At 74.6% G+C, this 26,565-nt stretch carries 29 protein-coding genes, 1 tRNA gene and 1 pseudogene; 18 read left to right on the top strand and 13 right to left on the bottom strand.

Going from position 1 to position 26,565, the window contains the following annotated elements; translation table 11 throughout:
* Positions 1–57: 57 nt before the first annotated feature.
* From ACFPK1_RS20620 to ACFPK1_RS20635, 4 genes and pseudogenes are all read left to right on the top strand, one after another.
* Positions 58–1,056, top strand: coding sequence for an XdhC family protein (locus tag ACFPK1_RS20620; protein ID WP_378022812.1), 999 nt, complete (start codon positions 58–60; stop codon positions 1,054–1,056).
* Complete coding sequence (locus ACFPK1_RS20625) at positions 1,053–1,709, top strand: YdcF family protein (RefSeq protein WP_378022813.1); 657 nt, start codon at positions 1,053–1,055, stop codon at positions 1,707–1,709. Before ACFPK1_RS20620 ends, ACFPK1_RS20625 begins: the two co-directional genes overlap by 4 nt.
* Positions 1,706–2,966, top strand: a pseudogene (locus ACFPK1_RS20630) (deoxyguanosinetriphosphate triphosphohydrolase). Before ACFPK1_RS20625 ends, ACFPK1_RS20630 begins: the two are co-directional and overlap by 4 nt.
* A gap of 18 nt (positions 2,967–2,984) precedes the next feature.
* The gene (locus tag ACFPK1_RS20635; protein ID WP_378022814.1) at positions 2,985–3,500 is read left to right on the top strand and encodes a gamma carbonic anhydrase family protein; all 516 of its coding nucleotides are present in this window, start codon (positions 2,985–2,987) and stop codon (positions 3,498–3,500) included.
* 3 nt (positions 3,501–3,503) lie between these two features.
* On the opposite strand, the gene ACFPK1_RS20640 is transcribed toward ACFPK1_RS20635, so the two are convergent.
* The 4 genes from ACFPK1_RS20640 to ACFPK1_RS20655 form a co-directional block, all read right to left on the bottom strand.
* Positions 3,504–4,961 (bottom strand): FAD-dependent monooxygenase, encoded by a 1,458-nt coding sequence (locus ACFPK1_RS20640; RefSeq protein WP_378022815.1) that lies wholly within the window; start codon positions 4,959–4,961, stop codon positions 3,504–3,506.
* A 17-nt stretch (positions 4,962–4,978) separates the two neighbouring features.
* Positions 4,979–5,461, bottom strand: coding sequence for a hypothetical protein (locus tag ACFPK1_RS20645; protein ID WP_378022816.1), 483 nt, complete (start codon positions 5,459–5,461; stop codon positions 4,979–4,981).
* A 1-nt stretch (position 5,462) separates the two neighbouring features.
* Positions 5,463–6,227 carry a CPBP family intramembrane glutamic endopeptidase gene (locus tag ACFPK1_RS20650; RefSeq protein ID WP_378022817.1) on the bottom strand — a complete coding sequence of 255 codons (765 nt, stop codon included), beginning with the start codon at positions 6,225–6,227 and terminating at the stop codon, positions 5,463–5,465.
* Positions 6,228–6,313: 86 nt separating this feature from the next.
* Positions 6,314–6,997 (bottom strand): GntR family transcriptional regulator, encoded by a 684-nt coding sequence (locus ACFPK1_RS20655; RefSeq protein ID WP_378022818.1) that lies wholly within the window; start codon positions 6,995–6,997, stop codon positions 6,314–6,316.
* Between the two features lie 268 nt (positions 6,998–7,265).
* On the opposite strand from ACFPK1_RS20655, the gene ACFPK1_RS20660 reads away from it, so the two are divergent.
* The 6 genes from ACFPK1_RS20660 (at position 7,266) to ACFPK1_RS20685 (ending at position 14,542) form a co-directional block, all read left to right on the top strand.
* Complete coding sequence (locus ACFPK1_RS20660) at positions 7,266–8,993, top strand: thiamine pyrophosphate-binding protein (protein ID WP_378022819.1); 1,728 nt, start codon at positions 7,266–7,268, stop codon at positions 8,991–8,993.
* Between the two features lies 1 nt (position 8,994).
* Positions 8,995–10,395, top strand: a complete 1,401-nt coding sequence (locus ACFPK1_RS20665; RefSeq protein WP_378022820.1) for a phenylacetate--CoA ligase family protein — start codon at positions 8,995–8,997, stop codon at positions 10,393–10,395.
* A 91-nt stretch (positions 10,396–10,486) separates the two neighbouring features.
* Positions 10,487–11,128, top strand: coding sequence for a gluconate 2-dehydrogenase subunit 3 family protein (locus tag ACFPK1_RS20670; RefSeq protein ID WP_378022821.1), 642 nt, complete (start codon positions 10,487–10,489; stop codon positions 11,126–11,128).
* Positions 11,129–11,135: 7 nt separating this feature from the next.
* On the top strand, positions 11,136–12,788 hold the full coding sequence (locus ACFPK1_RS20675) for a GMC family oxidoreductase (protein WP_378022822.1): 1,653 nt from the start codon (positions 11,136–11,138) through the stop codon (positions 12,786–12,788).
* A gap of 84 nt (positions 12,789–12,872) precedes the next feature.
* Positions 12,873–14,210 carry an MFS transporter gene (locus tag ACFPK1_RS20680; RefSeq protein WP_378022823.1) on the top strand — a complete coding sequence of 446 codons (1,338 nt, stop codon included), beginning with the start codon at positions 12,873–12,875 and terminating at the stop codon, positions 14,208–14,210.
* Positions 14,207–14,542 (top strand): thioesterase family protein, encoded by a 336-nt coding sequence (locus ACFPK1_RS20685; RefSeq protein WP_378022824.1) that lies wholly within the window; start codon positions 14,207–14,209, stop codon positions 14,540–14,542. Before ACFPK1_RS20680 ends, ACFPK1_RS20685 begins: the two co-directional genes overlap by 4 nt.
* 221 nt (positions 14,543–14,763) lie before the next feature.
* Here the strand turns inward: ACFPK1_RS20685 and ACFPK1_RS20690 are convergent, their stop codons facing one another.
* From ACFPK1_RS20690 to ACFPK1_RS20700, 3 genes are all read right to left on the bottom strand, one after another.
* A complete protein-coding gene (locus ACFPK1_RS20690; RefSeq protein ID WP_378022825.1) occupies positions 14,764–14,931 on the bottom strand; it encodes a hypothetical protein in 168 nt (55 codons plus the stop codon).
* A gap of 78 nt (positions 14,932–15,009) precedes the next feature.
* Entirely contained in the window at positions 15,010–15,330 is a 321-nt protein-coding gene (locus tag ACFPK1_RS20695) for a DUF6247 family protein (RefSeq protein ID WP_378022826.1), read from the bottom strand.
* 40 nt (positions 15,331–15,370) lie between these two features.
* Positions 15,371–16,162: an SDR family NAD(P)-dependent oxidoreductase gene (locus ACFPK1_RS20700; RefSeq protein WP_378022827.1), complete on the bottom strand. Its 792-nt coding sequence runs from the start codon at positions 16,160–16,162 to the stop codon at positions 15,371–15,373.
* Between the two features lie 103 nt (positions 16,163–16,265).
* On the opposite strand from ACFPK1_RS20700, the gene dnaG reads away from it, so the two are divergent.
* The 3 genes from dnaG to ACFPK1_RS20715 are packed head-to-tail and all read left to right on the top strand — an operon-like array spanning position 16,266 to position 19,479.
* Positions 16,266–18,170 (top strand): DNA primase, encoded by a 1,905-nt coding sequence (gene dnaG, locus ACFPK1_RS20705; protein WP_378022828.1) that lies wholly within the window; start codon positions 16,266–16,268, stop codon positions 18,168–18,170.
* On the top strand, positions 18,167–18,712 hold the full coding sequence (locus ACFPK1_RS20710) for a hypothetical protein (protein ID WP_378022829.1): 546 nt from the start codon (positions 18,167–18,169) through the stop codon (positions 18,710–18,712). The genes dnaG and ACFPK1_RS20710 overlap by 4 nt, the downstream gene beginning before the upstream one ends.
* Positions 18,709–19,479, top strand: coding sequence for a trans-aconitate 2-methyltransferase (locus ACFPK1_RS20715; RefSeq protein WP_378022830.1), 771 nt, complete (start codon positions 18,709–18,711; stop codon positions 19,477–19,479). The genes ACFPK1_RS20710 and ACFPK1_RS20715 overlap by 4 nt, the downstream gene beginning before the upstream one ends.
* On the opposite strand, the gene ACFPK1_RS20720 is transcribed toward ACFPK1_RS20715, so the two are convergent.
* Entirely contained in the window at positions 19,480–19,755 is a 276-nt protein-coding gene (locus ACFPK1_RS20720; RefSeq protein ID WP_378022831.1) for a hypothetical protein, read from the bottom strand. It abuts the gene before it with no gap.
* Positions 19,756–19,873: 118 nt separating this feature from the next.
* On the opposite strand from ACFPK1_RS20720, the gene ACFPK1_RS20725 reads away from it, so the two are divergent.
* Both ACFPK1_RS20725 and ACFPK1_RS20730 read left to right on the top strand, forming a co-directional pair.
* A tRNA-Asn gene (locus ACFPK1_RS20725) sits at positions 19,874–19,946 on the top strand.
* A gap of 60 nt (positions 19,947–20,006) precedes the next feature.
* The gene (locus ACFPK1_RS20730; RefSeq protein WP_378022832.1) at positions 20,007–20,228 is read left to right on the top strand and encodes a hypothetical protein; all 222 of its coding nucleotides are present in this window, start codon (positions 20,007–20,009) and stop codon (positions 20,226–20,228) included.
* A 186-nt stretch (positions 20,229–20,414) separates the two neighbouring features.
* On the opposite strand, the gene ACFPK1_RS20735 is transcribed toward ACFPK1_RS20730, so the two are convergent.
* The 4 genes from ACFPK1_RS20735 to ACFPK1_RS20750 form a co-directional block, all read right to left on the bottom strand.
* Positions 20,415–20,999 (bottom strand): hypothetical protein, encoded by a 585-nt coding sequence (locus ACFPK1_RS20735; RefSeq protein ID WP_378022833.1) that lies wholly within the window; start codon positions 20,997–20,999, stop codon positions 20,415–20,417.
* Positions 20,945–21,472, bottom strand: a complete 528-nt coding sequence (locus ACFPK1_RS20740; RefSeq protein WP_378022834.1) for a hypothetical protein — start codon at positions 21,470–21,472, stop codon at positions 20,945–20,947. The genes ACFPK1_RS20735 and ACFPK1_RS20740 overlap by 55 nt, the downstream gene beginning before the upstream one ends.
* A 3-nt stretch (positions 21,473–21,475) precedes the next feature.
* A complete protein-coding gene (locus tag ACFPK1_RS20745; RefSeq protein ID WP_378022835.1) occupies positions 21,476–21,934 on the bottom strand; it encodes a hypothetical protein in 459 nt (152 codons plus the stop codon).
* A gap of 67 nt (positions 21,935–22,001) precedes the next feature.
* Positions 22,002–23,252, bottom strand: a complete 1,251-nt coding sequence (locus tag ACFPK1_RS20750) for an adenylate/guanylate cyclase domain-containing protein (protein ID WP_378022836.1) — start codon at positions 23,250–23,252, stop codon at positions 22,002–22,004.
* A 99-nt stretch (positions 23,253–23,351) separates the two neighbouring features.
* Between ACFPK1_RS20750 and ACFPK1_RS20755 the strand changes: the two genes are divergently transcribed.
* The 3 genes from ACFPK1_RS20755 to ACFPK1_RS20765 are packed head-to-tail and all read left to right on the top strand — an operon-like array spanning position 23,352 to position 25,434.
* Positions 23,352–24,263, top strand: a complete 912-nt coding sequence (locus tag ACFPK1_RS20755) for a metallophosphoesterase family protein (RefSeq protein WP_378022837.1) — start codon at positions 23,352–23,354, stop codon at positions 24,261–24,263.
* Between the two features lie 8 nt (positions 24,264–24,271).
* Positions 24,272–24,940: a 4'-phosphopantetheinyl transferase family protein gene (locus ACFPK1_RS20760; RefSeq protein ID WP_378022838.1), complete on the top strand. Its 669-nt coding sequence runs from the start codon at positions 24,272–24,274 to the stop codon at positions 24,938–24,940.
* Entirely contained in the window at positions 24,940–25,434 is a 495-nt protein-coding gene (locus ACFPK1_RS20765) for a DnaJ family domain-containing protein (RefSeq protein WP_378022839.1), read from the top strand. Before ACFPK1_RS20760 ends, ACFPK1_RS20765 begins: the two co-directional genes overlap by 1 nt.
* A 76-nt stretch (positions 25,435–25,510) precedes the next feature.
* Here the strand turns inward: ACFPK1_RS20765 and ACFPK1_RS20770 are convergent.
* A partial coding sequence (locus tag ACFPK1_RS20770) for an ATP-binding protein (protein WP_378022840.1) occupies positions 25,511–26,565 on the bottom strand: 1,055 nt, incomplete at its 5' end.

The raw sequence follows: 26,565 nt of genomic DNA on the forward strand, positions 1-26,565 counted from the left end.
CGGAACCCCGGGCCCGGCGACCCGGGGTGGTCGGGGGCCTCGCCTACCCTGGACGGCGTGAGCGACCTGGCGGCGGTGGCGGCGGTCCTGGCGCGCGGTGACGAGGCGCGGGCGGTGGTCCGCGTGCTCGATCGGCACGGGTTCGGCACGGTCGAACCCGGCCAGTTGCTGGTCGCGAGCGCCGACGGGACGCTCGGTGGCGACCTGCTGCGCGGCGCGCTCGACGAGCGCGCGTCGGCCCTCGCCCAGGACGCCCGGACGCGCCCGGAGACGATCGAGGCCCACGTCGCCGAGGACGCCGCCGTCGCCGCGGGGCTCGCGTGCGCCGGCGGGGCGACGCTCCTGGGCCACCCCCTCGACGCGGCGCCGGCCCGGGCGCTGGCGCAGGCGTTCGCGGCGGGGGTGCCGGCGGCGCTCGTCACGCGTGCCGACGGGTCCGCGTCGCTGGCGATCACCGGGGACGAGCTCGACACCGTCGAGGGCTCCCTGGGCTTCGCGGCGGTCGACGCGGCCGCCGCCTCGCACGTCCGCGGCCTGCTGCGGCGGGGCGCCACCGCCACGGAGCGCGTGACGCTCGAGGCGGGCGCCGACGTCCTGGTCGACCTGTGGGTGCCCGTGCCGACGATCACCGTGGTCGGCGGCGGGGCGATCGCCGAAGCGCTGGCCGCGCAGGCCGGTGTGCTCGGGTGGGGGTCGCGGCGCGCCGACACCGTCGCCGAGGCCGACGCCGCGGTCGCCGGGTTCACCGACGCCGACGTCCTCGTGCTGCTCGACCACGACCCGGCGTTCGACGCCGTCCTGCGCACGGGCATCGAGGGCCGCGGGTTCCTCGGCGCGCTGGGCTCCCGGCGCACCCAGGCGGCGCGCCGCGAGCGCCTGCTCGCCGCCGGGGTCACCGAGGAGCAGCTGGCGCGCGTCCACGGCCCGGTCGGCCTCGACCTCGGCGCCCGCACGCCCGCGGAGACCGCCGTCTCGATCGTCGGCGAGGTCCTCGCCGTGCGCAGCGGGCGCGACCCGTCGGCGCTCGGCCGCGCCGCGGGGCCGATCGGGGCATGAGCGCTCCCACGTCCCCGAGCACCGCCCGCGCGGCGGCCGCCTGGGCGCCGCGGGTGGTGGTGGGCGCGGTCGTCGTCGCGCTCCTGCTGGTCGGCGGCACCGCGTTCCGGGTGTGGCAGCTGGGCCGGGTCGACGAGCGTCAGCCCGTTGACATGATCGTCGTGCTCGGCGCCGCGCAGTACGACGGCGAGCCGTCCCCGGTGTTCCGCGCGCGCCTGCAGCACGCCCTCGAGCTGTACGAGGAGGGCGTGGCCCCGCGCATCATCACCGTGGGCGGCGCCGCGGCCGGCGACGCGTTCACCGAGGCCCAGGCCGGCGAGCAGTGGCTGGTCGAGAACGGCGTGCCGGGCCAGGCCCTGCTGCCGGTGGACGAGGGCCGCGACACCTACGAGAGCTTCGAGGCCGTCGCCGCCGTCGCCGAGCAGCGCGGGTGGTCCTCGGCGGTGCTGGTCAGCGACCCGTGGCACTCGCTGCGCTCCCGCACGATGGCCGACGACGTGGGCCTCGACGCCACGACGTCGCCGACCAAGCGCGGCCCCGTGGTGCAGACCCGCGAGACCCAGCTGCGCTACATCGTCCGCGAGACCGGCGCGCTGATCTACTACCACCTCACGCACGGGTCGTCGGACTTCTCCGACCCCGGGCTCGGCTGACCGTGGACGCGCGGGCGGCGCGGCTGTTCGCCGAGGCCCCGAAGCCGGGCCGTGACCTGCGCTCGCCGTTCGCGCGCGACCGCGGCCGGGTGCTGCACTCCGCGGCCCTGCGCCGTCTCGCCGGCAAGACCCAGGTCGTCGGCCCGGACGAGGACGCCGAGGTCACCGGCGTGCCCCGCACCCGCCTGACCCACTCGCTCGAGGTCGCCCAGATCGGCCGCGGGATGGCCGAGGACCTGGGGGCCGACCCCGACGTCGTCGACACCGCCGGGCTCGCCCACGACATCGGCCACCCGCCGTTCGGCCACAACGGCGAGCGGGCGCTGCACGCGCTCGCGGGCGACTGCGGCGGGTTCGAGGGCAACGCCCAGACGCTGCGGATCCTCACCCGGCTCGAGCCCAAGGTGCTGGACGACGACGACTGCCGCGGGCTCAACCTCACGCGCGGGGTGCTCGACGCCTGCCTGAAGTACCCGTGGCCGCGGCGCGAGGGCCGGCGCAAATTCGGGGTCTACGCCGACGACCTGCCGGTGTTCCGCTGGGTGCGCGAGGGCGCGCCACCGGACCGGCGCTGCGTCGAGGCGCAGATCATGGACTGGGCCGACGACGTCGCCTACTCGGTGCACGACCTCGAGGACGGCATCCTCGCCGGGCGCATCGTGCTGGCCTGGCTGGCGCGCCCCGCCGAGCGCGCCGCGCTCGCGACCCTGGCCGCCGACGCCTTCTCCGACGCCCCGCGCGCGGAGCTCGAGGACGCCGCCGGGGTGCTCGCCGAGCTGCCGGCGGTGCGCGCCGCCGCGGCCCACGGGCGCCCACGACGGCTCGCTCGCCGCCACCGCCGCGCTCAAGCAGCTGACCAGCGAGCTCGTCGGGCGCTTCGTGACCACCACCGTCGACGCCACCCGCGACGCCCTCGGCGACGTGGTCCCCGTCGGGCACGACGCCGACCTCGTCGTCCCGGCGGGCGTCGGGGCCGAGGTGGCGGTGCTCAAGGCCGCGGCGCTGCGCTGGGTCATGAGCGACCCGGCGCGCCTCGCGGTGCAGTCCCGGCAGCGCGACCTCGTCACCGAGCTCGTCGAGCGCCTGGTCGCGGGCGCCCCCGGAGCCCTCGACCCGGCCTTCGTGCCCGCGTGGGAGGCTGCTGCCGACGACGCCGCGCGGCTGCGGGTGGTCGTGGACCAGGTCGCGGTGCTCACCGACGCCGGCGCCGAACGGTGGTGCGCGCGGCTGCGGGCGACGCACCAGGTCGCCGGCTGACCCGGAGGAGAGCCAGGAGTGCAGCTGATCACCGTCCTCGGGCACACGCCGGAGATCGCCGACGGCGCGTGGATCGCGCCCGGCGCGGTCGTCGCGGGCCGCGTGACGATCGGGACCGACACCGGTGTCTGGTACACGGCGGTCGTCCGCGCCGACATGGAGTCGGTGACCGTGGGGGAGGGCACGAGCGTCCAGGACGGCACCGTCGTCCACGCCGACCCCGGCTTCCCCGCCTCGATCGGCAGCAACGTCACCGTGGGCCACCGGGCGGTCGTGCACGGCTGCACCGTCGAGGACGACTGCCTCATCGGGATGGGCGCGGTGGTCATGAACGGCGCGACGGTCGGCCGCGGCTCGGTCGTCGCCGCGGGCGCGGTGATCTCGCAGGGCGTGACGGTGCCGCCGGGCTCGCTCGTCGCCGGTGTCCCGGGCAAGGTCCGGCGGGAGGTCACCGACGACGAGCGCGCCATGATCGCCGCCAGCGCCGCCACCTACCGCTACCTGCTCGGGGTCCACCGGGACGCGACGGCCTGACTCTCAGGCCACGCGCGCCGGGGTGCCGCACCAGCGCGCCACCCCGGTGCGCAGGCGCGACGCGATGTCGGACTCGTCGTCGCCGGCCCAGGCGACGTAGCCGTCGGGACGCACGAGCATCGCGTCGGGGCGCTCCGGCGCCGGCCGCGCCCGCACCGTCGTGACCGGCAGGGACGGGGCGATCTCCTCGGCGAGCGCGCCGGCGGCCGTGGCGTCGACGAGGACGAAGCGCCCGTCGCGCAGCACCTCGTAGAGCCGCTGCGCTCCGCAGGCGACGTCCGGGGCGCGCCGCCCGGTCCAGGGGTGGGTGCCGTGGCCGCCCGGGTAGGCGATCCCGATCCCGGACAGGCGGCCCACCATCAGCCTCCGCGCCGGACCCAGGCGCACGATCAGCCGCACGGCCCGGCGCTGGAAGAACCGGCGGACCGGCGAGTAGCCGAGCACGAGGTTGTTGAAGGTGTCGGTCAGCGCGAGCACCTGGGCCCCGACCCGGTGGCGCTCGGTGGCGTAGGTGTCGACCAGCCACGGCGGCGCCGTCCCGCGCACGGCGGCCCCCAGCTTCCAGCCCAGGTTCATGGCGTCGCCGATGCCGGTGTTCATGCCCTGCCCGCCGAGCGGGGAGTGCACGTGGGCGGCGTCGCCGGCGAGCAGCACCCGCCCGACCCGGTAGCGCGCGGCCTGGCGGCGCTCGGAGAGGAACCGTGTGCTCCAGCGCTGCTCGGCCATCCCGAAGTCGGTCCCGGCGATCCGCCCGAAGGCGTCGCGCATCTCCTCGATCGGCAGGGGCACGTCGAGGGGCACCTGCTCGCGCTCGCGGTCCCAGGCGATCGCCCGGAACCAGCCGTCGCCGAACGGCACGACGATCACCGCGCCCGACGGGCCGGTCTCGGCGAACATCGCCTCCTGCGGCGGGGTGGTGAGCCGGACGTCGGCGAGCAGGATGTGCGTCGCGTACTCGGCGCCGGTGAAGGGCACGCCGAGCAGCCGGCGCACGGCGCTGTGCGCGCCGTCGCACCCGACGACCCAGCGCGCGGACTCCTCGCCGCCGTCCGCGAGGTCGACGACCACCCGGTCGGCGTCCTGCCGCAGGCCCGTCACCTCGGCGCCGCGGACGATCGGCACGCCGAGCTCGCCCGCGCGGGCCTCCAGGATGCGCTCGGTGCCGCTCTGCGGGGCGATGAGGATCATCGGGAAGCGCGAGTCGAGCTCGCCGAGGTCGACGGTGGCCCCGGGGGCCGGCGCGATCTCGCGGACCGGGACGCCGCGGGGGAGCAGCTGGTCGGCCAGCCCGCGCGCGTCGAGCAGCTCGAGGGTCCGGGCGTGCACGGCGAACGCCCGGGTGAGGTTGGACGTCTCCGCGCGGCGCTCCAGCACCCGGCACCGCACCCCGGCGAGGGCGAGCTCGGCGGCGAGCATGAGGCCGGTCGGGCCGGCGCCGATCACGAGGACATCCGTCTCCATGGGGGGTCTCCGTCGGGTCAGGGGTCGAGGTACAGCCACGTCGCGGCGACGAAGAGGACCAGCGCCCCCCAGGTGGCCGCGGCGCGGATCCAGTTGAGGCGCAGCCAGCGCGCCCGGACCTGCCGCCAGTCGTTGGGCGGTGCGTCGGGGGCCCAGGCGAGGATCACCGCGTAGTTCGGCTCGGCGCCGAAGCGCGAGGTGAGCAGCGGGCCGGCGACGATGACGGCGAGCCCGAGGGTGGTCAGCAGGAACGGGGTCCCGTCCGGTTCGCCCCACAGGCCCACGAGGGCGACCACCGGGGCGACGACCATGGCGATGACGAGGCCGTAGTTGGTCGGCGAGCGCTGGGCGATCGGCAGGAAGCGCTGCATCCCGCGGGCGTAACCGGACGCGTCCAGCCCGGTGTACAGCGGGTGCAGGACGGTGGTCAGCATCAGCAGCAGGCCCGACCAGAGGGCCGTGGCGACGACGGCGGCCAGCAGGCCGATCGCGGCGAGCACGTCAGCGCTCCAGGACGCGCCGCGGCACGGCGAGGGCGAGCAGCGGGACGAGGATCGACACCCCCACCAGCAGCATCGAGAACGCCGGCACCGCGGCGACGGGGATCTCGACGAGCTTGAACGCGTCGATCGCGGTGTGCAGCAGCGCCGGGCCCCAGAGCGTGCCGCGCCCGGTCTCGAAGAGGTACGCGAAGGGCACGGAGGTCGTGGCCGCGACCGCCATCGCCCCGAGCCCCACCGCCACCCCGGACGTCACGAGGATCGGCACGTGCGTGACCGCGACCAGCGGCATCGTCCACGCCGCCGCGCGGGGGAACGAGCGGCCCGCGCGCAGCCGCCGGAACGCGTAGCCCCGCCAGACCAGCTCCTCCGCGAGCCCGTGCAGCGCAAACACCCCGACGAGCAGCAGGGGCCAGCCCGGCCGCAGGGTGATCGGCCCGAGCCCGAGCGCCTCGGCGGCGGGGAGGACGAGCAGGACCAGGCCGGACACGACCGCGGCGAGCACCAGGCTGCGGGCCGCCGGCCGGCCGAACCCGAGGCTGCGCCGGGCGCGCCGGGGCGGCACCCCGTGCAGCACCCGCTCGACGACGAGCCCGACGACGAGCACCGCCGCGAGGACGGCGAGGCCCCAGCGCGCTATCGGGTCGAGGGCCGCGAGGCCCTGGAGCACCGCCCAGAGCACCGCGAAGCCGGCGAGGAACCGCAGCCACGCCGCGGCGCCGCGCACCGGCGCGCCGGGGACCGGCGGGGCGCCCGTCGTGACCATGGCGCACCTCGGGGCCGGCGGAATCGGACCCCGGCGACCTTGGCGTCCGAACCGGACGCCCGCATCACCCCTGCGGGATGACCGTCCTACCCGTCGGCGGCCCGGTCGTCGTCGTCCGCGGGCCCCATCGCGTCGAGGATCAGCTGCTCGCCGTGTGCGGCGTGGCGGCGGGCGAGCTCCTCGGCGTGGGCGGCGTCGCCGCGGGTGATCGCGTCGAGGATCGCGGCGTGGTCCTCCCACACCCAGGCCGGCGACCCACCCTGGAGCAGGACCTCGCCCATGACGCGCTGGACGTTGCGCCACATCACCGCGGTGCTCTCGACGAGCAGGGGGTTGCCCGAGGCCTCGACGACGCCGCGGTGGAACTCCAGGTCCGCCGAGATCATCCGCGCGAACGCGCGCTCGGCGAACGCCTGCTCGCCCATCCGCACGATGCTGGAGATGTCCTCCAGCCACGCCTCGGTGCGCCGCTCGGCGGCCAGCCGGGCGGCGTAGCCGTCGAGGAGCTCGCGCAGGTCGTAGAGGTGGCTGACGAACTCGCGGTCGAGCGGCGCGACCTCGAGGCCCCGGCGGCCGAACTCGCGCACGAGCCCCTGGTTGCGCAGCAGCAGCAGCGCCTGCTGCACGGGCTGGCGGGACACGTTGAAGCGCTCGGCGAGCTGCTCCTGGCGCAGGGGGGTGCCGGGGGTGAGCCGGCCGGTGCAGATGTCGTCGACGATCGCGTCGAACACCTGCTCGGTCCGGGACGGCGGGGTCGGGAGCGCGGTCATGGCCATCGCCTCCCGACGGGCTCCTGGCTCGGCTCCGCGAGCGGCACGGACGGCCTCCTCGGAGATCCGGCGGCAGGGACGTGTCGGGCTCCCAGCCTAGCCGTTGCGCGAGAGGCGGATCGCGGGCTGGCTATTGACTTCTGAATTCAGAATGCGCCACGGTGGGAGTGGGCCGCATCACGTGGTGTGCATCACCGGAGTGCCCCGCATCTCCGGTTCCACGCCACCGGTCCGTGTCCGAACTGCTGGACGACGAGGAGGAGGACGGATGGCCGAGGGGTCAGCGCCCGTCGCCGACCTGGTGGCGCGGTTCTTCCGCGATCACGGGGTCCGGCGCGTGTTCGGGCTGCAGGGCGGCCACATCCAGCCGGTGTGGGACCAGCTCGCACGGCTCGGGGTCGAGATCGTCGACGTCCGGGACGAGGGCTCGGCGGTGCACATGGCGCACGCCCACTCGGAGCTGACGGGCGAGACCGCCGTGGCCCTGGTGACGGCGGGCCCGGGCGTCACCAACACCGTCACGGCCGTCGCCAACGCCTCGATCAGCCGCGTCCCGCTGCTGGTCTTCGGCGGCTGCCCGCCCCGCCCGCAGGCCAACATGGGCCCGCTGCAGGACATCCCGCACACCGAGATCCTCGCGCCGGTCACGCGGCTGTCGCGCACCCTGCGCCAGCACGACCAGGTGCTGCGCGAGCTCGACGAGGCCTGGGCCCGCGCGTCGGGGGACCGCGGTGAGCCGGGTCCCGTGTACGTCGAGATCCCCACCGACGTCCTGCGCCAGGAGGTGCCGCCGGCGCTCATCACCGACGAGCACCTGCGCGCCAAGCCCCGCCGGCGTCCGCAGCCGCACCCCGACGACGTCACCGCCGTCGCCGAGCTGGTGCGCCACGCGCGCAAGCCCGCCGTGATCTCCGGGCGCGGTGCGCGGGTCACCGACGGCCGCGACCTCGTGGGGTTCCTCGACGCCAGCGGTGCGGCGTACCTGGACACCCAGGAGTCGCGCGGGCTCGTGCCCGCCGACCACCCCGCGGGCGTCGGCTCGGCGCGCTCGGCGGTCATGCGCGACTGCGACCTGCTGATCACCGTCGGGCGCCAGCTCGACTACCAGCTCGGGTTCGGCTCGCCGGCGGTGTTCCGGCACGCCACCGTCGTGCGCATCGCCGACACCGCCAGCGAGCTGATCGACAACCGGCGCGGCGAGGTGGAGATCCTCGCCGACCCGGCGGCGGCGCTGGCCGCGCTGACCGCCGCGCTCGACGGGCACGAGCCCGACACGAGCTGGCGCGACGAGCTGCGCGCCAAGCACGAGAAGCGCAGCGCGGAGTACAAGGCGGCGATGGCCGAGGCGCCCGCCGGTGCCGACGGCCTGATGCACCCCAACCGCATCTTCGCCGCGCTCGACGCGCTGGACGGCGCCGCCCTGAACCTCGGCGAGACGGTGATGATCGCCGACGGCGGCGACCTGCTCTCGTTCGCGCGCCTGGGCATCACCCGCTGCGCGCGCTACCTCGACCCCGGGGCCTTCGGCTGCCTCGGCGTCGGCACCCCGTTCGCGATCGCCGCGGCGCTGGCCGACCCGGGCCGTCCGGTCGTCACCGTCACCGGCGACGGCGCGTTCGGCATCTCGGCCACCGACATCGACACCGCGGTGCGGCACGACGCGAAGATCGTCGTGATCGTCTCCAACAACGCCGCGTGGAACATCGAGCGCTACGACCAGCAGGAGAACTACGGGCTCGTTGTCGGCACCGAGCTCGCGTTCTCCGACTACGCCGCGCTGGGCCGCAGCCTCGGCGCCCACGGCGAGCGTGTCACCGACCCCGCCGATCTGCCCGACGCCCTGCGCCGGGCGCTGGCGAACGCGCCGGCCGTCGTCGACGTGGTGACCAGCCGCGACGCGCCCTCGCCCGACGCCGACAAGGGCCTGGGCTTCGTGCCCGACTACCAGGCCCTCACCCCCTGGAACGACGCCGAGATCGAGCGCAGGAAGGCCTGAGATGAGCGCGCGGATGGAGGAGTGGGCGTTCCCGACCCGCTACGACCAGAGCTACCTGCCCGACCCGGACTCGCCGTACTGGTTCCCGCACCGCGAGACGATGGACCCCGAGGAGCGCAACGCCGCGGTCCTCGTGCGCCTGCGCGAGGTCATGGAGTACGCCTCCACGACGTCGTCGTTCTACAAGGACAAGTGGGACGCCGCGGGGCTGGAGCCGGCGGACATCACGTCGTTCGAGGCGTTCGAGCAGGTCCCCGTGGTCACCAAGCAGGAGATGCGGGAGTCGCAGGCGAACCACCCGCCGTTCGGCGACTACCTGTGCTGCGATCCCTCCGAGGTCCACCACATCCACGGGACCTCGGGCACCACCGGCGCGCCCACCGCGTTCGCGCTGGGCCGCCGCGACTGGGAGGTCATCGCCGACAACCAGGCGCGCATCCTGTGGGGCATGGGCCTGCGCCCCGGCGACACCGTGTTCGTCGCGGCGCTGTTCAGCCTCTACCTGGGCTCGTGGGGCGCGATGACCGCGGCCGAGCGGCTGCGCTGCCGCGTCCTGCCGTTCGGGGCCGGCGCGCAGGGCATGACCTCGCGCGCGGTGACCTGGCTGGCCCGCCTGAAGCCGGCCGGCTTCTACGCGACGCCGTCCTACGCGCTGCGCCTCGCGGAGGTCGCCGAGAAGGAGAAGATCGACCCGCGCGAGTTCGGGCTGAAGGTCATGTTCTTCTCGGGCGAGCCGGGCGCCTCGGTGCCGACCGTGCGCAAGGCGATCGAGGACGCCTTCGGCGCCACGGTGATCGACTGCGGGACGATGGCCGAGATGACGCCGTTCATGTCGGCGTCGGCGACGGCGGGCACGCCCGACGGGATGCTGCTCTGGCAGGACATCGTCTGGCACGAGGTCTGCGACCCGGGCACCTTCCGCACCGTGCCCTACGGCGGCGAGGGCACGCCGGTCTACACCCACCTCGAGCGCACGTCGCAGCCCATGATCCGGCTGGCGTCCAACGACCTCACCCGCTGGGTGATGGAGGACAACCCCTGCGGGCGCACCTACCCCAAGCTGCCCGACGGCGTGTACGGCCGGATCGACGACATGATCCACATCCGCGGGGAGAACGTGTACCCGACGGAGGTCGACAACTACCTGCGCGGCGTCGCGGACTACGGCGGCGAGCACCAGATCGTCGTGCGCCGCACGGGCTCGATGGACGAGATGATCGTCCGCGCGGAGACCACGCTGCCCGAGGGCCGGCGCTCCGAGTTCGAGCAGCGCGCCGGGTCCGGTCTGCAGTCCTTCCTCGGCGTCCGCGTGACCTTCGAGTCCGTCGACGCGAACACCCTCGAGCGCGCGGAGCACAAGTCCCGCCGCGTCGTCGACGAGCGCGAGCACACCAAGCGCTGACCCCCATGTGAGCACTTTCCGGCGCTATAGCGCCGGAAAGCACTCACGTCACCCACACGGACGCAACCTTCAGCGGAGAGGGGAGTACCTCGTGAACAACGCCCTCGGGGAGAAGCCGGCACCGTTCGGCGCTCCGGAGACGACGGCCACGCCGGGGGAGGCGGGCGGCTACTTCGAGACGGGCCGCCCACGCCTGGGCGGCCTGCAGAACCCGGTGGTCTTCGACGCCACCCAGGCGGCGGTGATCGACGCGGCCGCCGACACGCTCATCCCGCCGCACCCCGACTGGCCGACGGCGAGCGAGCAGGACCTCGTGACGTTCGTCGGCCGCTACGTGACGCCGAGCGGCTACCGCAACAAGCACTTCCCGTTCGCGACCGAGGACGAGTTCAAGGCCGGACTCGACCGGCTCGGGCAGGGCTTCGTCGACGGCTCCGTCGCCGACCGGACCGCGGCGATCACCGAGCTCGAGAAGGCCGAGGACCCGCTGTTCGAGCAGCTGCGGGCCCTCGTCTACTACGGCTACTACTCACGCCCGGTCGTGACGCTCGCGATCAACCGGAACCTCCCGGCCGGCCGCGACTACCACGGCCCCCCGCTGCCCTACGGCTACCTGCAGACCACGGAGCCCTGGGACGAGGAGCTGCTGACGCAGGCGCAGGAGAACGGCTCCTACCTCGAGACCGACGACGTCGTGCGCGTCGACCTGTCCCAGCTGTCCTGGACGAAGTGAGGCAACGATGGCTGCATACGAGGAGACCGACGTCCTGATCATCGGGGCGGGCCCGGGCGGGGCCGGCATCGCGCTCAAGCTGGCGAAGGCCGGCGTCAAGGTGACCTGCCTCGAGCAGGGCCCGTGGGTCAAGCCCGGCGAGCACCCGCACTACCACGACGAGTGGGAGCTGGAGAAGCAGCGCGGGTGGGCCTACGACCCCAACGTGCGCCAGCTGCCCGAGGACTATCCGGTCACCGGCACCACGACGCCCTACATGATGAACAACGTCGGCGGCTCGACCGTGCACTACGCGGGCCACTGGCCCCGCTACAAGCCGGTCGACTTCCGCAAGGGCACCGAGCACGGCCTCGAGGGCACGATCGACTGGCCGATCTCCTACGAGGACCTCGCACCGTTCTACGACGAGAACGACGAGATCTACGGCATCTCCGGGCGCATCGGCGACCCGTCCTACCCGGACCGCAAGCAGGCCGTCCGCGACCCCGAGGTGCTGCCCGGCAAGCTCGGGCTGAAGTACGCCAAGGCGTCGAAGGACCTGGGCTGGCACTGGTGGCCGTCCGACAACGCGATCATCACCGTGCCGCGGGAGAACCGCGAGGCCGACCAGGCCATGGGCAACGAGCTCTCGGGCAGCCCGACGGGCTCGCTGTCCACCCCGGCCAACGCCCACTGGCCCTACGCGATCCGCCACGGCGCCGACCTGCGCACCAACGCCCGCGTCGAGACGATCAACGCCGACGGCGGCAGGGCCACCGGCGCCACGTATCTCGACCGCGTGACCGGGCAGCGCCACGAGATCCGCGCGAAGATCGTCGTGCTGGCGGCGAACGGGATCGGGTCGCCGCGCCTGCTGCTGCAGAGCGCGCAGAAGGGCCACCCCGACGGGCTGGCGAACTCGAACGGCATCGTCGGCAAGTATCTGATGCACCACGTGTTCGCGTTCTGCGATTCGTGGTTCGACGAGCCGATCGAGGGCTTCAAGGGCTCGTTCGGCGCCCCCCTGTATTCGCACGAGTTCTACCACACCGACGTCAGCCGGGGATTCGTCAACGGTTTCGGCATGCAGGTCGCGCGCAGTTTCGGGCCGGCCTACGCCGCGATGGGGACGCACACCGGGTACACGGCGCCGTGGGGCGAGAAGCACCGTGAGTTCTTCGACGGGCACTTCGCCAACCACCTCATGGTCTTCATGTTCGGCGAGGACCTGCCGGTGGAGACGAACCGGGTCACGCTCGACCCCGACGTCAAGGACTCCTCGGGGCTGCCGGCCGCGCACGTGGACTACGCGCTGCACCCCAACGACATCGCGCTCGCGGAGTACGGCATCGACAAGATCTTCGAGGCCACGCGGGCGGTCGGGGCGACCGAGACCAACGACACCGGCGTGCTCTACCCGCCGCCGGGCTGGCACCTCATGGGCACCTGCCGGATGGGCAACACCCCCGACGACTCGGTGCTCAACAAGTGGTGCCAGACGTGGGACGTGCCGAACCTGTTCGTCGTCGACGGCAGCACGCTGACCACGGGCGCCGCGGTCAACCCGACCTCGACGATCGGCGCGCTCTCGCAGCGCACCGGCGAGTACATCCTGCGCAACGTCGACCACATCACCGCGCAGCGGACGACGCCGAGCAACGCCGACGCCCCGACCATGTGATGGCCTCCGGCCACGTGAGTGATTCGGGTCGCCCTGGCGACCCGAATCACTCACGTGGGCCGCAGGCCCCTCCGGAGACCCGTCATGACCACGACTTCCCCCGGGACGGGGACCGAGCGCGTCTATTCACGGATCACGCGCCGGCTCGTGCCCTTCCTGTTCGTCTGCTACGCCGCGGCCTACCTGGACCGTGTGAACGTCGGGTTCGCGAAACTGCAGCTGCAGGACGACCTCGCGTTCTCCGACACCGTCTACGGCATCGGTGCGGGCATCTTCTTCGTCGGCTACATCGTGTTCGAGGTGCCGAGCAACCTGCTGCTGCACAAGGTCGGGGCGAAGTGGTGGATCGCCCGGATCATGGTGACCTGGGCCCTCATCTCCGGCGCCACCGCGTTCACGAGCTCCGCGACGATGTTCTACATCCTGCGGTTCCTGCTGGGCGTCGCCGAGGCCGGCTTCATCCCCGGCATCCTGCTCTACCTCACCTACTGGTTCCCCGCTCAGCGCCGCGGTCGCGTCACCGCGATCTTCCTCGCCGCGATCCCCGTCGCGACCATCGTCGGCGGCCCGCTGTCGGGCTGGATCCTCGGCGCGTTCGACGAGGTCGCGGGCCTCGGCGGCTGGCAGTGGATGTTCCTCATCGAGGCCGTGCCGTCGCTGGTGCTCGGCCTGCTGGTGCTGCGGTGGCTCGACAACACCGTCGACGACGCCCGCTGGCTCTCCGCCGAGGAGAAGGCGGTCGTCCACGCCGACCTCGCCGCCGAGGAGGCCGCCCGCGAGGGCGGGCACGGGAGCATCCGCGACGCGCTCACCAGCGGGCGGGTGTGGCTGCTCTGCGGCATCTACTTCACCATCGCGCTGGGGATCTACCTCGTCAGCTTCTGGCTGCCGACGATCATCAAGAACAGCGGCGTCGACGACCCCCTGACGATCGGCCTGCTCACCGCCGTGCCCTACCTCGTCGCCGTCGTGGCGATGGTCGCGTGGTCGTCGCACGGCGACCGCACCGGCGAGCGGCGGTGGCACACCTTCATCCCGTGCCTGGTCACGGCGCTGGGGCTCGTGCTGACGGCGGTGTTCCTGCAGAACACCGCGCTCGCGGTCGGCGCCATGGTGCTCGTGGCCGCCGGCGTCTCCACCGCCCAGGCCGCGTTCTGGAGCATCCCGTCCGCGCTGCTCTCCGGCGCCGGGGCGGCCGCGGGCATCGCGCTGGTCAACTCCGTCGGCAACATCGGCGGTGCGGTCGCGACCTCGCTCGTCGGCTGGCTCTCCGACCTCACCGGGTCGACGGCGTCCAGCCTCTACCCCTTCGGCGCCGTGCTGCTCGTCGGCGGTCTGCTCGTCCTGCTCGTCCCGCGTTCGGTCGACGACCGTGCGGCCGCCGCGCGCACCCCCGGGGAGGACCTACCATCGCCGCGATGAGGTACGAGGTCACCGACGACGACACCGCGCAGGCCCTGGGCAGCGGCGACGTCCCCGTGCTGGGCACGCCGCGGCTGATCGCCTGGCTCGAGGCGGCCACGGTGGCCGAGGCCGCCGCCCGCCTCGCGGACGGGCAGACCACGGTGGGTGCCGCGATCCGGGTGCGGCACCGCCGGCCCACGCCGGTGGGCGGCACCGTCGACGTCTACGCCACCCTGACCACCGACGGCGACCGGCTCACCTTCGACGTCAGCGCCATCGACGGCGACGGCCACTACGTCGCCGACGGCGAGATCGACCGGGTCGTCGTGGACCGGGCGACGTTCCACTGAGGCGTTCCCGCGGCCGGGACGCGAGGTCGTGACGCTGACCGAGGACGTCCTCGCCCTGGTGGAGACGCTTCGGGAACCGAAGCATGCTCACCGGAGAGTCGCTCGTCCCGACCCGGCCGCGGACGACCCGCGACGGCCGTGCTGTGGCTTCGCGGTTCGCCGCATCGGCTACCTCGATCCGTCAGGCGCATCCGGGGCGTGGTGCTCGCGCGACCGGTGTGTCACGCGATCACCAGGCTGACGAGGAAGACACGACGTTCGCGGTCGATGATCCCGAAGACGAGCACGGCACGTCCGGCTCCGAACGTCAGGGTGCGCAGGCCGGTCGGGTTGGTCGCCACCCAGGGCCGGCCGACCGTCCACGGGGAGCGCTCGAGGGCCGTCCGCACCTCGAGGGAATTCCGCCGAGAGCTCCTCGGGCAGGGTGCCGACCGCCTCGTCCAGCGGGTCGACCTCGTACACCAGGTCTAGAGCCCGGCCCTGGAGCGGGTCACCTCGAACGGTTCGTCGGCGGTCGCCGGCTCGCCGGTGGCGATCTCGGCGGCACGGTGGACCGCGCGACGGAAGCGCACCGGATCCGCCTGGACGAGCGCGACACGGCGCCAGTCCTCGACGAGCTCGAGGACCGGCGAGAGGTCCAGCGTTCGCCGGGCCTCGTCCAGCGCGGCCTCGTAGGCCGCCATGAAGGTCGGCCGGTCCTCGGGCACCAGGAACGACCGGATCGTGGCCGGCGAGGCGCCGGGGAGCAGGGGGTGCTCCGTGGGCCCCACCGGCGCCGAGCTCGTCATGTCCCGACGGTAGCGAACGTCACCGACGACGGGTGCCGGCTCACGGAACGATCGAGTCCACGTAACCGCCGTCGACGCGCACGGCCGCCCCCGTGGTGGCCGAGGCCAGCGGCGAGGCCAGGTACGTCACGAGGTGGGCGATCTCCTCGGGCTCGATGAGCCGCTGCAGCAGCGACTGCGGGCGATAGTTGATCATGAACTCGCGCTGCGCCTCGTCCCACGGCAGGTCGTCGCCGACGAGCTCGCGCACGAACCCCTCGACGCCGCCGGTGTGGGTGGGGCCGGCGATCACGGAGTTGACGGTGACGCCGGTGCCCGCGGCCTCCTTGGCGAACCCGCGCGACACCGCGAGCAGGGCCGTCTTCGACATCCCGTAGTGGATCATCTCGGCGGGGATGACGACGGCGGAGTCGCTGGCGATGTCGAGCACCCGGCCCCAGCCGCGGGCGGTCATGCCCGGCAGGTAGGTCCGGATGAGCCGGGTCGCGGCCAGCACGTTGACCTCGAAGTACCGCCGCCAGTCGTCGTCGGAGATCGCGAGGGCGGGCTGCGCGCCGAAGATGCCCAGGTTGTTGACCAGCACGTCCACGGCGGGCTCGGCGGCCGCGAGGGCCTCGGCGCCCTCGGCGGTCGCGACGTCGGCGGCGACCCCGACGACCTCGCCGCCGGTCTCCTCGCGGACCCCTGCGACGGCCTCGTCGACCCGCTCCCGGCCGCGGCCGTTGACGACCACCCGGGCGCCGGCGCGGGCGAGGTCGACGGCGATCGCCCGGCCGATGCCCCCGGTCGACCCCGTGACCAGGGCGGTCCGTCCGGACAGGTCGAGCTGCATGGTGGTGCCTCCTGCGTCGCTGCGACGGTGGTGCTGACGTGCTGGGGGAGCAACCGGCCGATGCGGCCCGAACTTCCCGGAGCGGGTCCCTACACTCGGGGGCATGGCGGGGCGCATCCGGGACGCGGACATCGCGGAGGTGCGTGACCGCAACCGGGTCGACGAGGTCATCGGCGAGTACGTCGCGCTGCGCCGTGCGAGCGCGGGGTCTGTGAAGGGGCTCTGCCCGTTCCACGACGAGAAGACGCCGTCGTTCAACGTGCGCCCCACCCACGGCACCTTCCACTGCTTCGGCTGCGGCGAGGGCGGCAGCGTCATCGACTTCATCATGAAGATCGAGCAGCTGGGCTTCGTCGAGGCCGTGGAGAAGCTCGCCGACCGCATCGGCTACCGGCTGACCTACGAGGGCGGCGGAGCGAGCGTCCAGCGCGACCGCGGCACCCGCGCCCGGCTGCTGGCCGCCAACAAGCTGGCCGCCGAGTTCTACGCCGAGCAGCTGCGGGCCCCGGGGGAGGCGCAGCGCGCACGGGAGTTCCTCGCCGAGCGCGGGTTCGACCAGGCCGCGGCGCAGGACTTCGGCTGCGGGTTCGCCCCGTCGGGCTGGGACAAGCTCACCAAGCACCTGCTCGCCCAGGGCTACACGCTCGAGGAGCTCGAGAAGGCGGGGCTGTCGCGGCCCGGCCAGCGCGGGTACATGGACCGCTTCCACCGCCGGCTGCTCTGGCCGATCCGCGACCTCGGTGGCGACGTCGTCGGCTTCGGCGCGCGGCGGCTGTTCGACGACGACCGCATCGAGGCCAAGTACCTCAACACCCCCGAGACGCCCGTCTACCACAAGTCCAAGGTGCTGTTCGGGCTCGAGAAGGCCAAGCGGGAGATCGCGAAGACGCGCCAGGCGGTGATCGTCGAGGGCTACACCGACGTCATGGCCATGCACCTGGCCGGGGTGACGACGGCGGTCGCGAGCTGCGGGACGGCGTTCGGCGACGACCACGTCGCGGTGCTGCGCCGGCTGCTCATGGACGACTCGTTCGACCGCGGCGAGGTCATCTACGTCTTCGACGGTGACGCGGCCGGGCAGGCCGCGGCGCGCAAGGCGTTCGAGGGCGACCAGCAGTTCGCCACCCAGACCTACATCGCCGTCGCGCCCGACGCCATGGACCCCTGCGACCTGCGGCAGGCCCGCGGCGAGGTGGCGCTGCGCGACCTCGTGGCCCAGCGCGCGCCGCTGTTCTCGTTCATCATCCGGGCGATCCTCGACGAGCACGACCTCGGCACCGTCGAGGGCCAGGTGGCCGCGCTGCAGCGTGCCGTCCCCGAGGTGGCCCGCATCCGGCGCGAGGACCTGCGCGACGGCTACGCGCGCCGGCTCGCGGGCTGGGTCGGCTGGACCGACGAGGCCCAGGTGGTGCGCCGGGTGCGCGAAACCGCGGGCGCCCCGGCCGACGCGCCCGCCCGCCGCGACCGGCGACGCGCCCCGGCGACGAACGGCGCGCAGCGCGGCACCGACGGCCCCGCGCTGCCGGCGCGCGACGACCCACGGCTGCGCGTGCAGCGCGAGGTGCTCAAGGCCGCGCTGCAGGCGCCGGCGCTCGCCGGGCCGATGTACGACTCGCTGCCCGAGGACGCGTTCACCAACGAGGCCTACCTGGCGGTGCACCGGGCGGTGCTCGCCGCCGGGGGCACGTCGGCGGGGTGGTCCGGCTCGGCGTGGATCGACGCCGTCGGCCGCGAGGTCCCCGGCGGCTACCGGACGCTGGTCCACGAGCTCGCCGTCGAGCCGCTGCAGACCCGCGAGACCGACGAGCACCGTTACATCACCTCGATGATGAGCGCGCTGCAGGGCACGCTGGTCGAGCGCCAGGTCTCGGAGATCAAGTCGCGGCTGCAGCGCCTGTCGCCGATCAGCGACGCCGACGAGTACCACGAGCTCTACGGCGACCTGGTCGCCCTCGAGCAGTACAAGAAGGCGCTGCGCGGCCAGGCGACGGGCGCGGTGTCGCTGTGAGCGGGGTGTTCGACCGGCTGTCCGCCCTGCTCACCGGGCGCGAGCCGATCCCCGAGGGCTTCGCGGGCACGCTCGACGAGGGCGAGCGGGTGATCGCCGACGCCCGCGGGCCGCGCGGGTCGATCGTGCTGGCCACCGACCTGGGGCTCTGGCTGCCGCCCGCCGCCTCGGGGGAGGGCGCGCGCCGCGTCGCGTGGCACCTCGTCACCAAGGCGACGTGGGCCTCGGGCGCGATCGTGGTCGTCGAGGCCGACGAGGTCGAGGAGCTGGCGGGCGGGGTGGTCGTGCTCGCCGACCGGACGCCGCGGCGCGTGCCGCTCACCGAGCCGGGCCGGGTGCCCGAGACCGTGCACCACCGGGTCACCGCGGCGGTCAAGGACAGCCAGCACCACGACCTCGGCGACGGCGGGGCCTGGTTCGTGCAGCGCCGCGTGCCCGGCGCCGGGATCGTGCTGCACGTGCGCCCCGACCCCGGCACCGATCCCGAGGTCGTGCGCACCGTCGCCGCGGGGGTGGGGGAGAAGCTGCGGGACGCCCGGTGACCCTCACCTGGGACCCGGAGCTCTACCGGCGCCACGACGACCACCGCGCGCGCCCGTTCCTCGACCTCGTCGGCCGGGTCGGCGCGACGGCCCCCCGCGAGGTCGTCGACCTCGGCTGCGGGCCCGGGCACCTCACCGGGGTGCTCGCGCAGCGCTGGCCGGACGCGCGGATCCGGGCCGCCGACGCGTCCCCGGACATGGTGGCGGCGGCGCGCGAGCTCGGCGTCGACGCCGAGCAGGCCGACGTCCGCGACTTCGCGCCCGATGCCGAGACCGACGTCGTCGTCGGCAACGCGGTGCTGCACTGGGTGCCCGAGCACCGCGAGCTCCTGGCCCGCTGGGCGGCCGGACTACCGGCCGGCGGCTGGCTCGCGGTGCAGGTGCCGGGCAACGAGCGATCGCCCTCGCACGTCGTCGCGCGGGACCTCCTGGCGAGCCCCGCGTGGGCCGACCTCGTCCCCGACGGCCTGCCCGCCTACGGGGTCGGCACGCCCGAGGAGTACGCCCGCCTGCTGGCGGGCGCCCGCCCCGGCGGGATCGTCGACTGCTGGGAGACGACCTACCTGCACCCGCTGACCGGGGACGACCCGGTGGGCGACTGGATCGCGGGCACCACGCTGCGGCCGGTGCGCGACGTGCTCGACGACGGCGGGTGGGAGCGCCTGCGCGCGGAGCTCGCGCCCCGCCTGCGCGACGCCTACCCGCCCGACGCCGCCGGCGTCACGTGGTTCGGCTTCCGCCGGGTGTTCGCGGTGCTGGGCGCCTAGTCAGCGCCCGCTCCCGTTGGCGGCGGCCCGGCCGGGCGCGGAGGGCTGCCCGCCCTCGGACGGGCCCGTCGGCGCGACCTTCTCCTTGGCCATCGCCACGCCCGTCTGCACGGCCTCGCCGGCCTTCGCGCGGGCGACGCCGGCGGCGCCCTGCACGCTCGGGTGATCGGCCACCTGGCGGTAGGCCCGCGCGATCTGCTCGTAGCGCTCGCGTCCGGCCCGCGCCCCGAGGACGTACCCCACGCCGGCACCCAGCAGGAACGGAATGATCTTCATGCGTTCTCCTCCCCGACGTCTCCTGACGCCCATCCTGCCCCACCCCGTGCGGAGGGGCGGTGGGGCCCGTGAGGTAGCGTGGTACCCGTCCGAACGCGAGCCGTCCCGGACACAGCGGTCCTCCGTAGCTCAATCGGCAGAGCATTCGACTGTTAATCGAAGGGTTACTGGTTCGAGTCCAGTCGGAGGAGCCGAAGCCCCAGGTCAGCACGCTGACCTGGGGTTTTCTGCGTGTGGGGCAGAATCCGGCCGTGACGTCCGGCGACGGCTATCTCCTCGACAACCGGCAGGCCGAGGCGGGGAGCCGTCTCGCGGCGCTGGCCGAGCTCTTCGACGCGTCGTCCGACGACGTCGATCGTCACCTCGAGAACCTCCGGGCCGGTCGCCTGCCCGACCTCGCGACGTCACCGATGGTCACGGCGTGGGGTCGGCGAGCCACGGAACAGCGCCGCGATCTTCCCCACGTCGAGTGAACCCGTACCCGAGTCGAGTGAACCTCGGCGTGGACCCCTGGTGCCGCCACGGTCGTCCGGGCACGCTCTGCGGCACACCGGTGAGGAGTCCCGGTGAACCGGTGCCCGGGGGCGCCGACGGCGAGGTGGTGGGCCGGACCAGGCAGCTGGGGAGCGGGCCCCCGGCCCACCATCATCGCGACCCGCTCAGCGCGGGGTCGTCGAGGTCGGAGTGGGCTCGCTGGTGGTGGTCGTCGGGGTGGTGCTCGGCGGCGGGGTCGTGCTCGTCGTCGAGGCGGTCCGCGGGCTCGTGCCGGCGGCCGGGCACGTCACGGGCTTGGCGACGGTCGCGCTGGGCGTGCCGGTCCAGTTCCCGGCGGTCGCCGTGACGCGCACGTAGATGTTGAGCAGCAGCGTCGACGTGGTGAGCGTGGTCGAGGTGCCGGTGACGGTCTTCTTGTCGGCCTGCACGAGGTTCAGCGCGCGCCCCGACTCCACCGTGTACTGCGACGCCCCGTCGACCGCGTTCCACGTGACGGGGATGGTCGCGGTCGTCGTCAGGCCGCTGGTCGTGCAGGTGATGGCGCCGATCGTGACGCCGGTCGGGGTGGCGAGCTGGCCCGCCCTCGCGGTGGCCGCGCCGGGGCCGGTGGACAGCCAGGCCGCGGTCGCCACCCCGCCGCCGGCGAGCAGCAGCGTGGCGACCAGCGTCGCGACGGTCGCGCGGCCGGGCCGCCTCAGGCGCTGGTGATCGCGACGGTCACGGGGATGGTGAAGGTCGCGTTCTGGCATCCGTTCTCCGAGGCGTTGCTCATCGACGCCGCACCCGCGAGGGTCAGCGTCGCCGAACCGTTGGCGGGGACCGCGGCGCCGGGCGTCACCGCGGCCAGCGTCACGCCGGTGGTGGTGCAGGTGCCCGTGCCACCGGCCGCCGTCGGCGCGCCGTTGGGGCTCACCGAGGTCACCGTGACGCGGTAGACGTTCGGGTTGTTGACGGTGATCTTCACGTCGCCGCTGGTCCCGGGGTGGAGCAGGCCCGTGGTGATCGCCGACCCGGCGACGACGGTCGTCGTCGGGGGCAGGGCCTGCCCACCCCGGGCGGAGCCGGTGCCGCCGCCGCTGGACAACCAGGCCGCCGAGGCGAGCCCGGCGCCCAGCAGCACGGCGACGACGACACCGGTGACGCCGACCGCCGGCAGGCGCCGGGCCCACCACCGCCAGGACAGTCGTCGCTGCGACGACCAGCGGGCGCGTCGTCCGGCCACGGCTCAGCCGGCCGCGGAGGCCAGGCTCGCCGTCAGCGGCAGCGTGAAGCTCTGGCCCTGGCAGGCGTTGTCCGGGTTGCCGATCATCTTCGCGGTGAGCGTGTAGCTCCCGGTGCCGCCCGGGGGGATGGTGCCGGCCGGGTTGGTCAGACCGGCGGTGGTCACGGTGCCGGCCGGGCAGTTGCCGGCGGTCGCGTTGGAGGTCCCGGGCGAGATGGACGCGACGACCACGGGGTACTGGTTCGGGTTGTTGACCGTGACGGTCGTGGTGGTCGTCGCCCCCGGGTAGAGGCCGGTCGCCCCGTTCTCCGGCGTGATCGTGGAGTTGACGGCGGTGGTCGAGGACCCCTCCGCCGTGCCGGCACCGGTCGAGAGGTAGGCGGCGAGCGCGATCCCGGCGACGCAGGCCAGCGCGATCCCGCCACCGATGGCGCCGAGACGCCTCTTGGTCTTCGTTTCCACGGCGAACACTCCTTCTCCGATGGTCGGCCATTGCTCCGACCCTCGGTACCGGAGTACTCCGTTCGGCCTAGCTGGTAATCGGCTCGTCCCGCTCATTCACCGCATCGATGGGCGCGGCGCTGCCGGGAGCCCCGGTCGGGCGACGCTGCACGCGATACAGGCGCTGCGCTCCGCGGACACCCTTGAACTTGCGCGGCGCCGCGGCGCGGAAGTGGAACGGCGGGTCGTCCGGTGACGCGGCGACGACCGCGTCGCGGACCGCGGCCGTGATGGTCACGTGGTCCGGACGTGCGGTCTCGGTGACGCGGCTGGCGAGGTTGACCGGCGGACCGAACCAATCGCCCGCGTGCGGCACCCCGACGCCCTTGGCCACCCCGACGCGCAGGGCCGGGCGGCCGTCGCCCTCCTTCGACCAGGTGTCGACGAGGTCGAGCGCGGCCGTGACCAGCAGGGTGGGGTCGGGCGAGACGAGCATGACCGCGTCGCCGATCGTCTTGGCCAGGCGCACCGGCCACGCGGACACCTCGGTGGCGCAGGCGGAGAGCATCTCGGCGACCTCGCTGAGCTCGACCGCCGAGACCGACTCACCGAGGTCGGTGAACCCGACGAGGTCGGCGAAGCAGACGGTGACCTCCTGCGCGCCGCGCAGCCGGCCCGCGCTCGACTCCTCGACGGCCAGCGCGTGCGAGCGGATGCGGTCCGCGAGCGCGGCGGCCACGAGGTGCACCAGGTGCAGCGAGTCGTCCTCGACGATCCGGCGCGCCTCGGTGGCGTAGCGCAGGGCCATCTCCGGTTCCGGCCCGCCGGGCCGCAGCAGCGCCTCGCCCAGCAGCCCGCCGAGCGCGTCGGCGATGTTCAGCACGCCGCGCCCCACGGCCCGGACGACCGGCATCATCTCCTCGTCGGAGAACCCGAGGCTGCGGTAGCGGTGGATCCGCTCGGCGATCTCGACGTCCTCGTCGGTGTAGATCGGATCGTCGGGATCGGGCGCGAGGGGGCGCCCGAGGGCCTGGAACCAGCGGCGCACGACCTCGACGTCGATGTCGGCGACCCGGCACACGTCGGTGAGCGAGTGGCCGTCCTCGGGACGCAGGGTGCGCTCGAGCAGGAGCAGGCCGAGCCGGTCGCGCGCGATCGCGTCGCGCATGGCGTCGAAGTCGACACCGTCCGCGGCCAGCGACTCGAGGACCGAGACCCGGGTGCGGCGCGCGTCGCCGGTCAGCCCGTCGAGCAGACCCTCGCGCTCGTAGTCGCCCTCCGCCATCACCGACCGGATCCGCGCCGGGAGGGGCAGGGATGTGCGGGGTCGCGGCGGCACGGCCTCATGGTGCCAAAGGGGTGCGCCGCCGACATCTCGTGACCGGCCCCGGGGACCGGTCTTGCGTACCGTGGCGGGTCGGGAGACACGGGAGGATCCATGACTGGCGGCCCGCGCCTGCTGGCCACGAGCGACCTGCACGTCAACCGCTCGGAGAACGAGGACCTGGTCCGCGAGCTGCACCCGACCCACCCCGACGACTGGCTGATCGTCGCGGGCGACGTCGGCGACCGCGTCGCCACCGTCGCGTGGGCGCTGGAGATCCTGGCCGAGCATTTCGCGACGGTCATCTGGGTGCCGGGCAACCACGAGCTGTGGACCCCGCCGGGCGACGAGGTCGACCTCGTCGGGCCCGCCCGCTACGACCACCTCGTCGCCGTGGCGCGGGGTCTCGGCGTGCTGACCCCGGAGGACCCGTGGCCGGTGTGGGAGGGAGCCGGCGGCCCGGCCCTCGTGTGCCCGATGTTCGTGCTCTACGACTACAGCGTGCGGCCGCCCTCGATCCCGGCCGACTGGTCGGACGAGGCCGCGCTCGAGGCCGCCCGCGAGGCCGGCGTGGTGTGCACCGACGAGGTCCTCATGTCCTCCGACCCGTTCCCCGGCCCGGCCGCGTGGTGCGCCGACCGCCTCGCCCGCACCGAGGCCCGCCTCGCCGAGCGCCCGGCGGGCCTGCCGACCGTGCTGGTCAACCACTGGCCGCTGACCCCGCACCCGACGCGCATCCTGCGCCATCCGGAGTTCGCGCTCTGGTGCGGCACCACCGCGACCGCCGACTGGCACGTGCGCCACGACGCCGCGGTCGTCGTCTACGGACACCTCCACATCCCCCGCACCACGGTCGAGGACGGCGTGCGCTGCGAGGAGGTCTCGGTGGGCTACCCCCGCGAGTGGCAGCGCCACGGCCTCGTCCGCGGCGCGCTGCGCGAGATCCTTCCGGGGCCCGGCGGCGACGGTCCCGATCCGTTCACCGCGTGGGCGGCGGAGCAGCGCGCGCAGCGGGCCCGGACGTGACCACCGGCGTGGCCCCCCTCGACGGCGTCCTGCCCGGCGCGGTCGTCACCGCGGCGCGCACCGACGACGACCCGCACGCCGTGCTCGCCCCCGAGGAGGAGCCCGCGGTGGCGAAGGCGGTGGCGTCGCGGCGCGCGGAGTTCACGACGACGCGCGGGTGCGCGCGCGACGCGCTGGCCCGGCTCGGCGCGCCGGCCGTGGCCGTGCCGGTGGGGGAGCGCCGCGCGCCGGTGTGGCCCGACGGCGTCGTCGGCGCGATCACCCACTGCGCCGGCTTCCGCGCGGCGGCGGTGGCGTGGCGCGACGCCGTCCGCACCGTGGGCCTCGACGCCGAGCCGCACGTCGCGCTGCCCGACGGCGTCCTCGGGGCGGTGTCGGACGCGGGGGAGCGGGCGGCGCTCGCGTCGCTGGCCGCGACCGCACCCGACGTGCACTGGGACAAGATCCTGTTCAGCGCCAAGGAGAGCGTCTACAAGGCGTGGTTCCCGCTGACCCGCACCTGGCTGGGCTTCGAGGAGGCCGAGCTCGTGCCCGCCCTCGACGGGACCTTCCGGGCGTCGCTGCGCGTCCCCGGGCCGACGGTGGACGGGGCCGAGGTCACCGGGTTCCGGGGGCGCTGGGTGGTGCGCGACGGCCTGGTGATCACCGCGATCGCGCTGCCGGCGCGGGGTGCCTGATGCCGGGCGAGGCGTGGTGGGAGAGCTACGAGTCGATCGTCGAGCAGCGGATCCGTGACGCGCAGGACGAGGGCAAGTTCGACGGGCTGCGCGGCGCCGGCAAGCCCCTGCGCGGACTGAACCGGCCGGACGACGAGAACTGGTGGCTGCGCTCCTACCTCGACCGCGAGGGCATCCCGAACGACGTGCTCCTCCCGACCCCGCTGCGCCTGCGCCGCGAGATCGACCGACTGCCCGAGACCGTCCGCGACATGGAGACCGAGCGCGAGGTCCGCGACACCGTCGCCGCCCTGGCCGCCCGCGTCGCCCAGTGGCTGCGGTTTCCCGACGGCCCGCAGGTCTCGGTGTCGATGCCGCGCGCCGACGACGTCGTGGCGCGATGGCGGGACGAGCGCGGCGCGGCGCACCGCGCGTCGCCGCCGGTGGAGCTGCCCGCGCCCGACGACCGTCGCTCGCGGTGGCGGGCGTGGTGGCGACGGCGGCGCGGCTCCTGATCAGGAGTAGGTGGGGCACCGCGGGGCGCCGCGGGGGGTGGACGAGGTGCTCGTGATCAGCGCGGGTCAGTGCGCGTCAGCCGGCCCGCGGGGCGCGGGGCAGGTCGACGACCGTGCCCGGCGCCCGGAGCGGGGTGTCGTCCCCCGGGGCCGCGGGCGCCTCGTGGTCGCGCTCGCCGGGGCGGCGTGACGGGGCCAGCGGGACGACCGTCGCGGCGCCGATGCCGTGGTAGCGCTCGGGAGTGCAGGTCAGCACGATCACCTGGGCGGCGCCGTCCGCCGCGGTGGCCGTGGTGAACACGGCGCCGAGGCGGGAGAGGCGCTCGGGGTCGGTGTGGCCGAGCGCGTCGTCGATGACCACCGGCACCCCGTCGGCCGGGTCGACGAGCGCCGCGCAGGCCAGCCGCGCGCACAGCCCCAGCTGCTCCTGGGCGCCGCTCGACAGCGCCGCGAACGCCACCGTGGTGCCGTCGAGCGTGCGGTGGGTGATCCGCAGGTCCTCGTCGATCTCGAGCGACAGCGAGGCCCCGAACACGATGCGCGCCAGCCGCTCGACCTGCGTGCGGAACGGCGCGACGTAGGACCGGCGCACGCGCTCGCGGTGGCGGGCGAGCGTGTCGTGCAGGCGCTGCGCGGCGGCGGCGCGCCGGGCGACGGCGTCGTGGTCGCGGACGGCCGACTCGAGCTCGGTGGCCGCGGCGGCGTGCTGGTCGTGCCAGCCCTCGAGGCCGGCGGCCTGCAGGCGCCCGGTGGTCTCGGCGTGCTCGCGCTCCAGGCGCGCGGCCTCGCCGGCGAGCCGCTCGTCGACGGCGCGGGCGTTGACGACGCGCGCCTCGACGGTGTCGGGGTCGTCGTCGGCGAGCGCCGCCGCCATCGCCTCGTGCTCGCGCTCCGCGTCGCGGGCCCGGGCCAGCCGCTCGTCCTCGGCGGCGGCGAGGTCGGCGTCGGGCTCGGCCTCGCGAGCTGCGGCCAGCTCCTCGGCACGGCGGGCGCGGGCGTGGCGGGCGTCGGCGGCGCGCACGGCGACCACCGCGGCCCGGGTGTCGGCGTCGTGCACCGCGTCCTCGGCGGCGCGGCGCGCCGCGGCGGCCTCGTCGGCGCGCCGGGCCGCCCCGTCGGCGGCCTCGCGCG

The organism is Actinomycetospora rhizophila, from assembly GCF_042657905.1.
GTDB classification, from domain to species: Bacteria; Actinomycetota; Actinomycetes; order Mycobacteriales; family Pseudonocardiaceae; genus Actinomycetospora; species Actinomycetospora rhizophila.

Coding starts and splice junctions, on each gene's coding strand:
- ACFPK1_RS20625 (WP_378022813.1), top strand. CDS start 1,053: ATGAGCGCTCCCACGTCCCCGAGCACCGCCCGCGCGGCGGCCGCCTGG.
- ACFPK1_RS20640 (WP_378022815.1), bottom strand. CDS start 4,961: ATGGAGACGGATGTCCTCGTGATCGGCGCCGGCCCGACCGGCCTCATG.
- ACFPK1_RS20650 (WP_378022817.1), bottom strand. CDS start 6,227: ATGGTCACGACGGGCGCCCCGCCGGTCCCCGGCGCGCCGGTGCGCGGC.
- ACFPK1_RS20655 (WP_378022818.1), bottom strand. CDS start 6,997: ATGACCGCGCTCCCGACCCCGCCGTCCCGGACCGAGCAGGTGTTCGAC.
- ACFPK1_RS20660 (WP_378022819.1), top strand. CDS start 7,266: ATGGCCGAGGGGTCAGCGCCCGTCGCCGACCTGGTGGCGCGGTTCTTC.
- ACFPK1_RS20665 (WP_378022820.1), top strand. CDS start 8,995: ATGAGCGCGCGGATGGAGGAGTGGGCGTTCCCGACCCGCTACGACCAG.
- ACFPK1_RS20675 (WP_378022822.1), top strand. CDS start 11,136: ATGGCTGCATACGAGGAGACCGACGTCCTGATCATCGGGGCGGGCCCG.
- ACFPK1_RS20680 (WP_378022823.1), top strand. CDS start 12,873: ATGACCACGACTTCCCCCGGGACGGGGACCGAGCGCGTCTATTCACGG.
- ACFPK1_RS20685 (WP_378022824.1), top strand. CDS start 14,207: ATGAGGTACGAGGTCACCGACGACGACACCGCGCAGGCCCTGGGCAGC.
- ACFPK1_RS20695 (WP_378022826.1), bottom strand. CDS start 15,330: ATGACGAGCTCGGCGCCGGTGGGGCCCACGGAGCACCCCCTGCTCCCC.
- ACFPK1_RS20700 (WP_378022827.1), bottom strand. CDS start 16,162: ATGCAGCTCGACCTGTCCGGACGGACCGCCCTGGTCACGGGGTCGACC.
- dnaG (WP_378022828.1), top strand. CDS start 16,266: ATGGCGGGGCGCATCCGGGACGCGGACATCGCGGAGGTGCGTGACCGC.
- ACFPK1_RS20720 (WP_378022831.1), bottom strand. CDS start 19,755: ATGAAGATCATTCCGTTCCTGCTGGGTGCCGGCGTGGGGTACGTCCTC.
- ACFPK1_RS20735 (WP_378022833.1), bottom strand. CDS start 20,999: ATGCCAGAACGCGACCTTCACCATCCCCGTGACCGTCGCGATCACCAG.
- ACFPK1_RS20755 (WP_378022837.1), top strand. CDS start 23,352: ATGACTGGCGGCCCGCGCCTGCTGGCCACGAGCGACCTGCACGTCAAC.
- ACFPK1_RS20765 (WP_378022839.1), top strand. CDS start 24,940: ATGCCGGGCGAGGCGTGGTGGGAGAGCTACGAGTCGATCGTCGAGCAG.